The organism is Actinoplanes subglobosus (genome assembly GCF_042650585.1).
GTDB classification, from domain to species: domain Bacteria; phylum Actinomycetota; class Actinomycetes; order Mycobacteriales; family Micromonosporaceae; genus Actinoplanes; species Actinoplanes subglobosus.
This window is the reverse complement of record NZ_JBHSBL010000020.1, coordinates 238028-250915: the sequence shown is the minus strand read 5'-3', so window position 1 is coordinate 250915 and position 12888 is coordinate 238028. Positions and strand designations below refer to the sequence as shown.

The 12888-nt window shown below is 70.4% G+C and carries 12 protein-coding genes; 5 read left to right on the top strand and 7 right to left on the bottom strand.

Going from position 1 to position 12888, the window contains the following annotated elements:
* Nucleotides 1–5: 5 nt before the first annotated feature.
* From ACFO0C_RS30310 to ACFO0C_RS30300, 3 genes are read left to right on the top strand one after another with little or no spacing between them, the layout of a single operon-like run.
* Complete coding sequence (locus ACFO0C_RS30310) at nt 6–1016, top strand: GNAT family N-acetyltransferase (RefSeq protein WP_378070126.1); 1011 nt, start codon at nt 6–8, stop codon at nt 1014–1016.
* Between the two features lie 9 nt (nt 1017–1025).
* Entirely contained in the window at nt 1026–2258 is a 1233-nt protein-coding gene (locus ACFO0C_RS30305) for an FAD-dependent monooxygenase (protein ID WP_378070125.1), read from the top strand.
* A gap of 21 nt (nt 2259–2279) precedes the next feature.
* The gene (locus tag ACFO0C_RS30300) at nt 2280–3305 is read left to right on the top strand and encodes a GNAT family N-acetyltransferase (protein ID WP_378070124.1); all 1026 of its coding nucleotides are present in this window, start codon (nt 2280–2282) and stop codon (nt 3303–3305) included.
* Here the strand turns inward: ACFO0C_RS30300 and ACFO0C_RS30295 are convergent.
* Nucleotides 3296–3634: a MerR family transcriptional regulator gene (locus ACFO0C_RS30295; RefSeq protein WP_378070123.1), complete on the bottom strand. Its 339-nt coding sequence runs from the start codon at nt 3632–3634 to the stop codon at nt 3296–3298. The two genes, ACFO0C_RS30300 and ACFO0C_RS30295, sit on opposite strands and share 10 nt — an antisense overlap.
* 62 nt (nt 3635–3696) lie before the next feature.
* On the opposite strand from ACFO0C_RS30295, the gene ACFO0C_RS30290 reads away from it, so the two are divergent.
* Both ACFO0C_RS30290 and ACFO0C_RS30285 read left to right on the top strand, forming a co-directional pair.
* On the top strand, nt 3697–4701 hold the full coding sequence (locus ACFO0C_RS30290) for an oxidoreductase (RefSeq protein WP_378070122.1): 1005 nt from the start codon (nt 3697–3699) through the stop codon (nt 4699–4701).
* A gap of 161 nt (nt 4702–4862) precedes the next feature.
* Entirely contained in the window at nt 4863–5663 is an 801-nt protein-coding gene (locus ACFO0C_RS30285; protein ID WP_378070121.1) for a dioxygenase family protein, read from the top strand.
* Nucleotides 5664–6640: 977 nt separating this feature from the next.
* Here the strand turns inward: ACFO0C_RS30285 and ACFO0C_RS30280 are convergent.
* From ACFO0C_RS30280 to ACFO0C_RS30255, 6 genes are all read right to left on the bottom strand, one after another.
* Nucleotides 6641–7060: a hypothetical protein gene (locus ACFO0C_RS30280; protein ID WP_378070120.1), complete on the bottom strand. Its 420-nt coding sequence runs from the start codon at nt 7058–7060 to the stop codon at nt 6641–6643.
* 460 nt (nt 7061–7520) lie between these two features.
* Nucleotides 7521–8273, bottom strand: a complete 753-nt coding sequence (locus ACFO0C_RS30275; protein ID WP_378070119.1) for a DUF6193 family natural product biosynthesis protein — start codon at nt 8271–8273, stop codon at nt 7521–7523.
* Between the two features lie 336 nt (nt 8274–8609).
* Nucleotides 8610–9824 (bottom strand): hypothetical protein, encoded by a 1215-nt coding sequence (locus tag ACFO0C_RS30270; RefSeq protein ID WP_378070118.1) that lies wholly within the window; start codon nt 9822–9824, stop codon nt 8610–8612.
* Nucleotides 9825–9896: 72 nt separating this feature from the next.
* Nucleotides 9897–10943 (bottom strand): hypothetical protein, encoded by a 1047-nt coding sequence (locus tag ACFO0C_RS30265; protein WP_378070117.1) that lies wholly within the window; start codon nt 10941–10943, stop codon nt 9897–9899.
* Nucleotides 10933–11592 carry a sugar transferase gene (locus tag ACFO0C_RS30260; RefSeq protein WP_378070116.1) on the bottom strand — a complete coding sequence of 220 codons (660 nt, stop codon included), beginning with the start codon at nt 11590–11592 and terminating at the stop codon, nt 10933–10935. The genes ACFO0C_RS30265 and ACFO0C_RS30260 overlap by 11 nt, the downstream gene beginning before the upstream one ends.
* A 14-nt stretch (nt 11593–11606) precedes the next feature.
* Entirely contained in the window at nt 11607–12863 is a 1257-nt protein-coding gene (locus ACFO0C_RS30255) for a nucleotide sugar dehydrogenase (protein WP_378070115.1), read from the bottom strand.
* Nucleotides 12864–12888: the final 25 nt, after the last annotated feature.

Genomic DNA, 12888 nt, shown 5'->3' with positions numbered 1-12888 from the left:
CTGAGATGACGGCATCGCTGCTGGAACCGGAGGCACGCGAGTGGAAGGAGACGCTCCAGCACGTCGGCCACGACATGTACCACGTGCCGGACTACGTCGTGCTCGACGCCCGGCTCTACGGCGGCGTCCCCGCCGCGTTCCACTACGAACACCACGGGCGGCGGGTGCTGATTCCGCTCATCCTGCGGGAGATCCCGGGCACGGACCTCAAGGACGCGATCTCGCCGTACGGCTACCCGGGCCCGGTCGGCTCGACGAGGGACCGGCTCTTCTGGGAGACGGCCTGCACCGCCCTGGTCGACACCCTGCGTGACGCCGGGATCGTGTCGGCTTTCATCCGGCTGCACCCCCTGCTGGACGCGCCGGTCCTCGGCTCGCACGGCACGCTCGTGTATCACGGCGAGACCGTGTCGATGGACCTGACCGTCTCCGAGGACGAGATGTGGAAGCAGACCCGCGCCGACCATCGCAACCACATCAACCGGGCCAAACGGGCCGGCACCGAGATCGTGTTCGACGACTGGGACCGGCTCGGCGAGTGGGTCGAGGTCTACCACGACAACATGCGGCGGGTCGGTGCCACCTCGTACTACTTCTTCACCCGTGAGCACCTCACGGCGCTGCACGACGCGGTCGGCGACCGGATGCACCTGGTCGTCGCACTGGAGGACGGCGAGGTCGTCGGGGGCAACACGTTCTTCTCCTACGACGGGATCGCCACCGGTTACGTGTCGTCGACCCGGCGGGCCCCGAAACGGTACGCCGACGAGCTGCTCTACGACTCGGTGCGCCGCTGGTGCAGGTCCCGCGGCGACAAGGTGTTCCACCTGGGCGGCGGCAAGGGCGGCGCGAACGACTCGCTCTTCTCGTACAAGGCCGGGTTCTCGCCCAGCCGGAACGCCTTCCACACCTGGCGGGTGGTCGCCGACCCGGACGCCTACGAGCGGCTGGTCCGCGAACGCCGCCCGGACGCCGATCCGGCCGACCTGACCACCACCTTCCCGGCCTACCGATAGGAGCCCGTCATGCGGATCACCTGTGTCGGCGGAGGGCCCGCCGGACTGTACTTCGCGACCCTGGCGAAGCTCGCGAACCCGGACCACGAGATCACCGTGCTGGAACGCAACCCGGCCGGCGTCACCTGGGGCTGGGGGGTGGTGTTCTGGGACGACCTGCTCGACGACCTGTTCCGGTACGACCCGGTCAGCGCCGAACGGATCTGGCAGGCCGCGTACAAGTGGGACGAGTACGAGGTCCGGGCCACCGGAAAACCCACGAGCCACCTGCCCGGGTACGGCTTCAGCCTGGGCCGCCACAAGCTGCTGGAGATCCTCTCCGAGCGGGCCGTCGAGCTGGGCGTGACCATCACCTGGTCCGGCGAGCTGACCGACGCCGCCGACCTGCCGCCGTCCGACCTGGTGGTGGCCTGCGACGGGGCGCGCAGCAAGATCCGGGAGGCGCACTCCGAGCACTTCGGCGCCGAGGTCGAGGTGGCCCGCAACAAGTACATCTGGCTGGGCACGCCGAAGGTGTTCGACACGTTCACCTTCGGGTTCGAGGAGACACCGGCCGGCTGGGTCTGGTTCCACGCCTACCCGTTCGACGACGAGACCAGCACGTTCATCGTCGAGTGCACCCCGCAGACCTGGTCCGGCCTGGGGTTCGACACCCTCGACGCGCACGCCGGGACCGAGCGGCTGCGGCAGATCTTCGCGTCCCATCTGGACGGTGCGGGGCTCATCGACCATCGGGCCGAGGTGGGACGTACCGGCTGGCAGAGCTTCCGCCGGGTGACCGCGCAGCGCTGGGACCACGGCAACGTGGTGCTGATGGGCGACTCGGCGCACACCACCCACTTCGCGATCGGCTCCGGCACCAAACTGGCCATGCAGGACGCGATGGCCCTGGCGGACGCCGTCGCGTCCGGCGACGATCTGCCGGTGGCCCTGGAGCGTTACGAACACCGCCGCAAGGCGGCGATGGCCCCGCTGCAGCGTGCGGCGCGGGCGAGCAGTGCCTGGTTCGAGAAGATGCCCGAGTACGCCCACCTGCCGGCCAGCCGCTTCTCCTACGCCCTGTCGAACCGCCGCGGCGAGTATCCGACCTGGCGGTACCTGCTGCACATGGCGACGCAGACGGCGATCCCCCGCACCGTGCTGCGGTGGACGCTGAGCGCCCGCCGCTGGAGCCGGGCCCGCCGCCGGAACGACGCCGGCCAGGTGACGACCGGGCACGCGATCCTGCCCAACACCGCGTGACGACTGTGAAGGGATGACCCGATGGCCGAAGGCGCCCTGCTGGAACCCGGCGACCCGGCGTGGGTGGACGCGTTACGGCGCGTCCACCACGACGTCTACCACCTTCCCGGGTACGTGACTCTCGACGCGAGACTGTCCGGGGGCACACCTGTGGCGTTCCGCTACGACGAGATGGGCCAGGTACTGCTGCTGCCACTGGTGCTGCGAACGGTCCCCGGCACCGGGCTGCGTGATGCGGTCTCGCCCTACGGCTACCCGGGTCCGGTCAGTGACGTCCCGCCGTCGGACACCGGCTTCTGGGCCCGCGCCGTCCGGCACATGGCGGCGCTGCTGCGCACCCATGACGTGATCAGTGTCTTCACCCGGCTGCACCCGCTGCTCCCGGCGCCGATTGCGGTCCTCGCCGCGGCACTTCCCGGGGCCGGGGCGGTGGTGCACCACGGTGAGACGGTGTCGGCCGATCTCACACTCACGCCCGAGCAACTGTGGCAGGACACCCACCGCACCCACCGCAACCAGATCAACAAGGCGAAACGGGCCGGGGTACGGATCGTCGTCGACGACTGGGATCTGCTCGACGAGTGGGTGGCGACCTATCACGCGACGATGCGGCGGGTCGGGGCCACCGACTTCTACTTCTTCGGCCTCGACCACTTCCACCACCTGCGGGCGGCCCTGCCGGAACAGGCCCATCTGGCGGTGGCCGTGCGGAGTGGGGAGGTGCTCGGCGGGAACCTGTTCTTCGCCCACCGGGGGATCATGCAGACCCACCTGCAGTCCACCCGGGACGGCCAGATCTGGTGGGCCGACAAACTGCTCTACCACGAGGTACGGCTGTGGGGCCGCGACCACGGCCATCTGATCCACCACATCGGGGGCGGGGTGGGCGGCTCGGACGACTCGCTGTTCCGGTACAAGGCGGCATTCGCGGCCGGCCGGCAGGACTTCCACACGTGGCGGGTGATCACCGACATGGTGGCGGTGGAGAAACTGTGCGGCCTGCCGACGGAGGCGATGATGGCGGGGCGCTTCCCGCCCTACCGGTAGCGGTCCACCAGGTCGGCCAGGATGTCGTGGGTGCGGCGCAGGTCGGCCATCTGTGACTCGATGCGGCGCAACTCGCCGGTGAGACGGTCGGCCAGCCACGGCGTGCGGATCGTCTCGTCGGCCACGCACGGCAGCACGTCACGGATCGTCGCCGTCGACAGGCCGGCGGCGAGCAGGCTCCTGATGAGCGTGACGCGGTCGATCGCACCTACTGGATAGTGGCGTTGTCCGCCCGTACCCCTGTTGCTCTGCAGAAGCCCTTGATCTTCGTAGTAGCGCAGGGACCGTGCGCTGGCGCCGGTCGCGGCGCTGAGGTCGCCGATCCGCATGTGTGTCTCCCCGCTCACATCGCCTTGAACCTTACATCGGTGTCAAGTCTTAACGTCCGTCCATGAATCCTCTGGCAAGCCCCTTCGCCGTCGGTGCCCTGAAGCTCGCGAACCGCCTGGTCATGGCCCCGATGACCCGTTTCCGTTCGCCCGGCGGGGTGCCGACGGCCGAGGTCGCCGGCTACTACGCGCGACGGGCGGCGGGCGGCATCGGCCTGATCGTCACCGAGGGCACGCTCGTCGGGCACCCGAGCGCGAGCCACGAGACGACCGTGCCGCGGATGACCGCCGGGCCCGCTGAGGACGGGTGGCGGCAGGTGACCGCCGCCGTTCACGCCGCCGGCGGGCGGATCGCCGCCCAGCTGTGGCACCTGGGCAGCGAGCGGAGGGCGGCCGACGGAATCGCGGCGTGGACACCGTCGACCATGTCGGTGACCGATATCGACACCATCGTGGGCGCGTTCGCCGAGTCGGCGCGGGTGGCGGTCCGCGCCGGGTTCGACGCGGTGGAGATCCACGCGGCGCACGGCTATCTGCTCGACGAGTTCCTGTGGCCGGTCACCAACCGTCGCACCGACGCCTACGGCGCCGACCGCAGCGCCTTCCCGGCCGAGGTGGTCCGCGCGGTCCGGGCCGCGATCCCCCCGACAACCCCCTTGATCGTACGGTTCTCCCAGTTCAAGGAGCGGGACTACGACGCACGCATCGCCGGGTCGCCGCGGGAGCTGGAGTCGTTGCTGACACCGCTGGCCGACGCGGGCGCCGACGTCCTGCACGCCTCGCAGCGGCGCTTCGGTGACCCGGCGTTCCCCGAATCACCGCTGAACCTGGCCGGCTGGGCCCGGAAACTGACCGGCCTGCCGTCGATCACCGTCGGCTCGGTCGGCCTGACCGGCGATCTCCACGAACTCCCGCGCCTGCTCGACGGCCTGACCGGCGGCGAGTACGACCTGGTGGCCGCCGGCCGCATCCTGCTGGCCAACCCGTCCTGGGCCCACGCGGTCACCACCGGCCGCCTCGACGGGATCCGTGGCTACCAGAAGTCACACGAGGACGTCTACTTCTGAACCGGCTGGTCGTCACCGCTGTCTCAAGGCCGCTGGGACAGCGGTGACGACCAGCCGGGCCTGGGATGACCCAGCCGGTATGACGGCGTGGAGATCAACCACAGGTCATTCATAGACTTCGATGTTTTGCTGCGGTCTCCCCCAACGGCAGGAGGAAACCCATGCAGGACAACGAAGCGTTCGTGCGCGAGGTGCACGACAAGGGGCTCGCCTACGACCTTCCGGTGATGACCCGGCGGCGCATGCTCACCGCGGTCGGCGGCGCCGGTGCACTGGCCGTCGCCGGTGGCGCGCTGATCGGCGGCTCGGCCGACCCGGCACTCGCGGCCTGCGCGGCCGAGGTCGACTCGGAGACCGCCGGACCCTACCCGGCGGACGGCTCCAACGGGCCCAACGTACGCGTGCTCTCCGGAATCGTGCGCAGTGACATCCGGTCGTCGTTCGGCACATCGACGACCACCGCACCCGGCGTTCCGCTGCAGTTCTCGCTGACCGTGCTCAACTCGGCCTGCACACCGACGGTCGGCGCGGCGATCTACGCGTGGCACTGCGACCGGGCCGGACGGTACTCGCTCTACTCGTCCGGCGTCACCAACCAGAACTACCTGCGCGGCATCCAGGTGACCAACTCGTCCGGCACGGTGACGTTCACCAGCATCTACCCCGGTTGCTACTCGGGCCGGTGGCCGCACATCCACTTCGAGGTCTACTCGTCGCTGGCCGCCGCCACCAGCGCCTCCGGGCTGATCAAGAAGACGTCACAGATCGCGCTGCCCGAGTCGATCTCCCGGACCGTCTACGCCAGCGCCACCGGCTACTCCCAGAGCGTCACCAACCTGAGCCGCATCACACTCGCCAGCGACATGGTGTTCGGCGACGACCTGGCGGCAACACAGATGGCCACGGTGACCGGTTCCGTCTCGGCCGGCTACGTGGCCAACCTGACGATCACCGTTCCGTAGGGCCCCCCAACCGAACGGCCGTCGCCCTCCTCCTCTCTCGGCGGCGGCCGTTCACCCCTCTCCCGCCCGGCGCCTCGCTCTCCCCCCGGGCGCCTCGCCCTCCCTTCCGCCCGGCGTCCCGCTCTCCCTTCCGCCCGGCGTCCCGCTCTCCCTTCCGCCCGGCGTCCCGCTCTCCCTTCCGCCCGGCGTCCCGCTCTCCCTTCCGCCCGGCGTCCCGCCCGCCCCGCCTCCCTCCCACCCTCCGTCTCTCTTCCGCGCCCTTCGCTCCTTGCCACCTCCCAACACCCACCACGGTTATCGATACGCGGCTTCGCGGGCCGATGCGAGTAGATCGATGCCGTTGGCGACCGTCTGCGAGATCCGTGGGGCCGATCGGCGGACGTCCGCGAATCGGATCCGCATGGCAGCCGATCGCACCCAGCGCACTGACCACGAACGTTCACCCGGGCCACCCTGCCGGATCTTGCCCGATCGACCACCCCTTCCGGTGGTAAGCCGGTCAAGATCGGCCGAAGTAAGTCCCGCAACGTCGGTGGTCACCGCATCAGCGAGGCATCCGATGACCTCGGGTATCGGGAAGTGTCACGCAACCCGACGGAGGTGGCCGGCTACTCGAATCCATACGTCCTTTTCGGGTTGATATTGACCACCCGAGTGGTGGTGTTGCCGATTCCCGAAATCCCTTGAGCGCGCGGCGCTATCACGACGACCGGAGCACCCGATCAGCCAACGTGCGCGCTGACCAACGCAGCCTGCCCACGGATCATAGAAGCCGCGCACACCTTGCCGGCCGAACGACACCACGCACCGCGGCGCCCGAACGACACCACGCACCACAGCGGCCGAACGACACCACGCACCACGGCGGCCGCACGGCACCGTGTACCGGGGGCGGCCGATGGCGGGGCCGGCAGCCAATGATGCCCGACGTATGGCCAGCCCGAGGACGGATCACTCACCGGAAGGCCGGTCAGCGGTCAGACCGTGACGCCTGCGGTGGTCGGGGCCGGCTCGGCGGTGGCCAGGGTGACCCGGCTGGGCATCTCCTCGCGAGGGAGCGGGACGGCGCCTGCTCCGGAAGTCGGTCGTGGGCGCCGGGGCTGGAGACGGCCGGCACTACCGCCGCGACCGGGATAGATCAGCAGGCCGTTGACCGGATCGGGAACCGCGTCGAGCACCGCGCGAACCGCGGGCAACGAGCGGAACTCCGGCCACGTCTCGTCGGACTCGAAGGCGACCTCGAAGAGGACACCCCATCCGAAGACGTGCCATTGCCACTCCCGCGCACCGAACGAGACCGCTGCGGACACGATGGTCTCCTGATGCACGTCCCGCCATCGGACGGCGGACGACTGTGGCCCGTCCAGAATTTCGATCGACCACCAGTAAAGACTCACATCGACCACCACCGTGGCATTCGGGTGCCACCGATGCTACTGCGGCGGTGGGTTCGCCCGACCGGTTCCAGCGGATCCGGCCACAAGTTGGCACCTCGCACTTCCCACCGACGACCACCCGGCCATCACCCGCCGCCCATCGGTCGAAGCCACGCCTAACGGGACAGAACCGACGCGCGGAACAGCAGACGGGCACGGGCGAGGCAGGCAGCCGTGCAGGGCGGTCTGCAAAGAAGGGCAGGCGGAAACCGGCGCGGGAGACGGCGCGGGAGACGGCGCGGGAGACGGCGCGGGAGACGGCGCGGAAGCCCGCGCGGAAGCCGACGCGGAAGCCCGCGCGGAAGCCGACGCGGAAGCCCGCGCGGAAGCCGACGCGGAAGCCCGCGCGGAAGCCGACGCGGAAGCCCGCGCGGGAGACGGCGCGGGATGATGCGGCGGAACGTGGTGGGGTGTGGGCCGGCTAGTGCTGCGTGCTGTTGTCCATGACGGCCAGCGTCAAGGCGACGCTCTCCCGCGCGGCTGCCGGGCCCAGCGCACCAGGCTCCGGGTCCTCGCCCCAGATGTTCTTGGGCGTCGGGCCAGGTGTGTAGAGCTGGCGCCGGTCCGGGCCGGCTATCAGGTATCGACCGTCGCCCAACGGGCGCACCCAGGCCAGGGCCGTGTTCGGAGTGGAGCGGACCAGACGGCGGAGGCCCAGGTCGGCGTGGCTGGTGAAGGGGAACAGGGCTCGCAGGCGGGGTTCGGCCTCGGCCTCCACCAGGAAGTCGTGCAGGTCGCCGCGCCGGTCGGGTGGGCGTGGCCGGGTGAGGAAGCGGCGCCACCAGAAGTCGATCGCGTCGGCTTCACTTCGTTCGAGGGCTTCGGCGAAGTCGCTGTAGGTCATGAAGGGCCAGGCTTCGTGGATCTGCCGGAGGCCGGCCCCGTTCAGGAACATGCTGATCGCCGCGGCGGCCTGGGCAAGGTCTGGGGTCGAGCCGGCGGCCAGATTGAATCCGGAGGTCCAGAAGCCGATCGAGAAGGCTCGTGCGCCGGGGCTCATGTGGACTTGCGCCTCGCGATCACCGGCCACGGCCCTCGCGTGGGTCCGGGCCCACCCCGGCGACGATGAGTGCAGGGCCTCCAGCGGGACACCGAGCGTGTCGAAAGCGTTCTGCAGCGCCACCCGGACGTCGCCGGCCGCCGTCGCGTCCGGATGATGTGAATGTCGCTGCATCGAACCACGCTAGCCGGACATCCGCGAAAAACCGAAAGCAGAACACGGAACCGCCGGAGAGCAGAAACCCGGAAGGGCTGGAGCGACGGCCCGACGACAGTTCGGGCCGCGGAACGCCGGAGGGTCAAGCCGCGAAATGCCCGGCGATCAGGGCCGCGCAACGACTGGAGCGGCCGCCCGAAAGAAGATCAGACCGCACAACGCCAGGCGATCAGGCCGCGCAACGACTGGAGCGGCCGCCCGAAAGAAGATCAGGCCGCACAACGCCAGAGATCAGGCCGCGCAACGACTGGAGCGGCCGCCCGAAAGAAGATCAGGCCGCGCAACGCCAGGCGATCAGGCCGCGGGACGGTTGGAGCGGCGGCCCGGGGGGAGGGCGGCGTGGCGTGGGGTCGTCAAGCGGCGGGCGCGGCGCAGGATCGGCTGGGCGCCGGCAGCCGTGGTGGTGCGGGACTCCGGGAGCTGGGGGCCCGCCCACGCCGGGATCGCGCCGGGCGCGGACAGTGTGCGGTCCGGTGGGATCCACAACGGCTGGGGGGCTGACGCGGCGCCCCACCACATGAAGTTGCCGTAACCGCGGACCAGCGGGGGCTGCAGCGCCGGCCAATACGCCTCGGCGGGAATGGCGAGGCGCCAGGCCTCGGCGGGGAGCAGGGCGCCGGCCCGGGGTGGCGGGACGACGACGGCACCGGGGTAGCCGGCGGTGGCGGGCACCGATGTGTCGCCGGCGGGGGCCACCGCCGCTGGGGCCGAGGCCAGGACTATCGCGGCGCCGACCGTCACCAGGCCGGCGGCCAGGGCCGGCAGCTCCCAGCCGGGACGGACGGTGTCGCCGATCAGGGTCAGGGCGATGATCGACGGGAGGACCACCTCGCCGGTCCAGTGGACGGCGGTGACCCGGCCGACCTCGCCGCCCTGGAGGGCGCTGGCGTAGAGCAGCATGCCGGTCAGGGCGAAGGCGATCATCGTCCAGGTGACCGGCTCGGTGACGACGGCGACGGCACCGGTGGTGAACTGGCGCATCTCCTCCTCGGGGAACTGGAGGGCGCGGCCGGAGATGGCGGCGCCGCCGAGGGAGAAACCGCCGATCATGGCGATCAGGCCGGGGCGGCCGGTCCTCGTCGCGCCGTAACCGAGGATCCAGAGCAGGACCAACGCGGACACCAGCCCGACGCGGACCTGGGTGGACGGCAGCATCTCGTGCTGCTGGCCGGCGGAGAGGGCGAGGACGCCGAGGGCGCAGGTGGTGCAGACGATGGCGACGACGTCGCGGCGGCGCAGACGGGAGCCGAGGAACAGCCAGGCGGCGACGGCGGTGACCGCCAGCGAGCCGGCCAGGACGGACTCGACGACGTAGACCGCCAGGTGCTGGAGGGCGACGATCGCGCCGATCCAGGCGACGATGTCGAAGACGATGCCGATCAGGTAGAGCGGATGACCGAGGGTGCTGGCCGTGCTGTGGCTGCGTTTGGCGCCGATCGCCTGCAGGATCGACCCGGTCGCGTAACTGAAGGCGCCGAAGACGGCCATCCCCAGTGCGAACCAGCTCATGGAGGTCATGGCACACCCCCTTGATCACGCCTTGCATGATCACTCAATGTGGACCGGCAAGTCACTCTCGGATCATATTGCTCCAGAAAGATCCATGCGAGCGAATCCTTCGATCGTCTCCACGATGCGCTGGAGATCGGCCGGGCCGCAGCGGTGGTCGACCGGCAGCGTCAGCATCCGGTCCGCCAGGTCGGCGGCCTCCTCGTCGCCGCTCCAGAAGCCCGCACGGTCCTGCCGCCAGTGCACCGGGGCGAAGATCCCGACCCCTGCGAGGTACGCCAGCAGAGCGTCCCGTTCCTTCTCGGAGGCGAGCACGAGTTGCACCCGGAAACCTCCGGCACCCAGCGCATGACCAGCGAGCGCCGTGGCCACCTCTTGCGCATTCCGAGCGCTCGACGACCGTATCCCCTCCGCATTCAGGAAGGGCAGCACCGCCGCGGTGATCGCGGACGTCTCCGCCGCACTGCCGAGGATTTCCTGTTCGCCCTGCTGTTGCAGGGCGCGGAAGCGGTCCTTGGGGATCGGGCGGCCGTCGAGCCAGGCGGATTTGAGCAGCATCGCCGCGAATTTGAGGCCGGCCGGCCGCGACCCGGTCCCGGAGGGTCGCGGCAGGTCGTGCCCGGACGGTGACCAGAGCAGGCCGCCGTCGGGTAGGGGTAGCGTCTTGCGCAGCGAGGCGACCGCGTAGGCGGCGGTGCTGGTGCGCGCCCAGTCGCTGAACGGGTCGTGCGAGTGGTCCTCGATCACGGTGACGCGGGGGTGGGCCCGGGTCCAGTTGTGCCAGGCGGTGCCCTCCTCGCGGCCGAAGAGGTTCTGCGCGAGGACGATGTCGCCGTCGGCGGCCCGCAGCGTCTCCCAGCGGGGGCCCTCGTTCGGCAGGTGCCGGTACCAGGTGATCGGGATCTGCCGGGCGAGGAACTCGGCGACGCCCATGCAGAAGTAGCTGGGCACGTGCAGGCGCCCGGCCGGGGGGAGCGTGCGCAGCAGGGTGCTGAGCGCGCCGCATCCGGTGGCGAACAGTTCGTGCCGTTCCGGGAGCCACCGGGGCAGACCGCCCCGCTCGGGGTCGAGCAGGGCGGCCGGGTCCCAGTGGAACTCCGAGCCGATCTCAGGCGGCACGGCTGACTTCCTCATCGGCGCGGGAGGCGGCGGGCTGCTGACGGGCGATGTTGATCCGGTCGACGTGGACCGGCGGTTCGCCGCGGTTCAGCGTGATCGCGGTCCGCCACACGATCTTCAGGTCGAGGGCCGGCGACCAGTTGTCGACGTACCAGCGGTCCAGGACGAACCGCTGGTCCCAGTCGATGTCGTCGCGGCCGTTGACCTGCGCCCAGCCGGTGATGCCGGGTCGCACCTCGAGACGGCGGGCGTCCTCCGGCGAGTAGCGGGCGACCTGCGGCAGGACGTCCGGGCGGGGGCCGACCAGGTTCATCTGGCCGCGCACCACGTTGATCAGCTGGGGCAGTTCGTCGAGGCTGGTCCGTCGCAGGAACCGGCCGCAGCGGGTGATCCGCGGGTCGTTCTCGATCAGCCCGAACGGGTCGTCGATGCCGAGCTTGGCGCTCATCGCGACCGAGTTGTGGACCATCGAGCGGAACTTCAGCATCCGGAAGGGGACGCCGTCCTTGCCGGCCCGGTCCTGGACGAAGAGGACGCCCCGGCCGTCGGCGATCCGGATCCAGGCGGCGACCGCCAGGATCACCGGGGCGAGCAGGAGGAGCATGAGAAGGGCGGTCAGCCGTTGGAGACCGTTCCAGATCAGGCGCACGGTTACCTCTTCCCTTACAGCGACTCGACGGTGGGGCCGGTGAGGCGGTGCCGGGTGTCCAGCACGTAGGGCGCGTGTTCGACGACCAGGTCGAGGTCGAAGTCGTCGTGGTCGGCGAGCAGCACCACGGCGTCGGCGGCGGCGATCTGGTCGGCGGTCAGCGGGACCATCTCGACCCGGCTGTCGACGTGTGCGTCCTCGACCACGTGCGGGTCGGCGGCCCGGACCTCGGCGCCCATGTCCAGCAGCAGCGACGCGACCCGGCGGGCCGGCGACTCCCGGGCGTCGCCGCTGTTCTTCTTGTAGGCGAGGCCGAGCAGCAGGACCCGTGAGCCGTTGACCGCCTTGCGCCGCTTGTTGAGAGCGGACACCAACCGGCGGGCGACGTAGTCGGGCATGTGGTTGTTGATGTCGTTGGCGAGCTCGACGAAGCGGAAACTCTGGCCGAGGGTCCGCTGCACCCGCCACGACAGGTAGGACGGGTCGATCGGCAGGCAGTGACCGCCGACGCCGGGGCCCGGTACGAACCGCATGTACCCGAACGGCTTGGAGCTGGCGGCGCCGATCGCCTCCCAGACGTCGATGCCGAGGTCGTGCGCGTACACCGCGAGTTCGTTGACCAGGGCGATGTTGACGTGCCGGAAGGTGTTCTCGAGCAGTTTGGCCAGCTCGGCGACCTTGGGGTCGGAGACCGGCACGGTCTTCTCCACCACCGACGCGTAGAACGCCTGGACCATGGCCAGCGACGCCGGGTTGATGCCGGAGACCACCTTCGGGGTGGTGACCAGGTTCCACTCCCGGTTGCCCGGGTCGATGCGCTCGGGGCTGTAGCCGAGGTGGAAGTCGACACCGGCGATCAGGCCGGAGCCCTCCTCCAGCAACGGCGCGACCAGCTCGGTCGTGGTGCCGGGGTAGGTGGTCGACTCCAGGGCGACGGTCGCGCCGGGCCGCAGGTAGCGGGCCAGGGTCCGGGCCGAGTCCTCGATGTAGCTGAGGTCGGGGCTGCCGTCGCGCAGCGGGGTCGGCACCGCGATCACGGCGACGTCGAAGCCGGCGCAGGCACGCGGGTCCGACGACGGGTGGAACGAGCCGGACGCGAGGACCCGCTGGAGGTGCGCCGAGGAGATGTCGTCGACGTAGGACTCACCGGCGGCGAGCCGTTTGATCCGCTCGTCGTCGACGTCGAAGCCGACGACGGTGTGCCCGACCTCGGCGGCACGGACCGCGAGAGGCAGTCCCACGTAGCCCTGACCGGCGATGACGACCCGCATGGGTGTGTTCTCCTTCGTGGGTTTG

Coding starts and splice junctions, on each gene's coding strand:
- ACFO0C_RS30310 (WP_378070126.1), top strand. CDS start 6: ATGACGGCATCGCTGCTGGAACCGGAGGCACGCGAGTGGAAGGAGACG.
- ACFO0C_RS30305 (WP_378070125.1), top strand. CDS start 1,026: ATGCGGATCACCTGTGTCGGCGGAGGGCCCGCCGGACTGTACTTCGCG.
- ACFO0C_RS30300 (WP_378070124.1), top strand. CDS start 2,280: ATGGCCGAAGGCGCCCTGCTGGAACCCGGCGACCCGGCGTGGGTGGAC.
- ACFO0C_RS30295 (WP_378070123.1), bottom strand. CDS start 3,634: ATGCGGATCGGCGACCTCAGCGCCGCGACCGGCGCCAGCGCACGGTCC.
- ACFO0C_RS30290 (WP_378070122.1), top strand. CDS start 3,697: ATGAATCCTCTGGCAAGCCCCTTCGCCGTCGGTGCCCTGAAGCTCGCG.
- ACFO0C_RS30285 (WP_378070121.1), top strand. CDS start 4,863: ATGCAGGACAACGAAGCGTTCGTGCGCGAGGTGCACGACAAGGGGCTC.
- ACFO0C_RS30275 (WP_378070119.1), bottom strand. CDS start 8,273: ATGCAGCGACATTCACATCATCCGGACGCGACGGCGGCCGGCGACGTC.
- ACFO0C_RS30270 (WP_378070118.1), bottom strand. CDS start 9,824: ATGAGCTGGTTCGCACTGGGGATGGCCGTCTTCGGCGCCTTCAGTTAC.
- ACFO0C_RS30255 (WP_378070115.1), bottom strand. CDS start 12,863: ATGCGGGTCGTCATCGCCGGTCAGGGCTACGTGGGACTGCCTCTCGCG.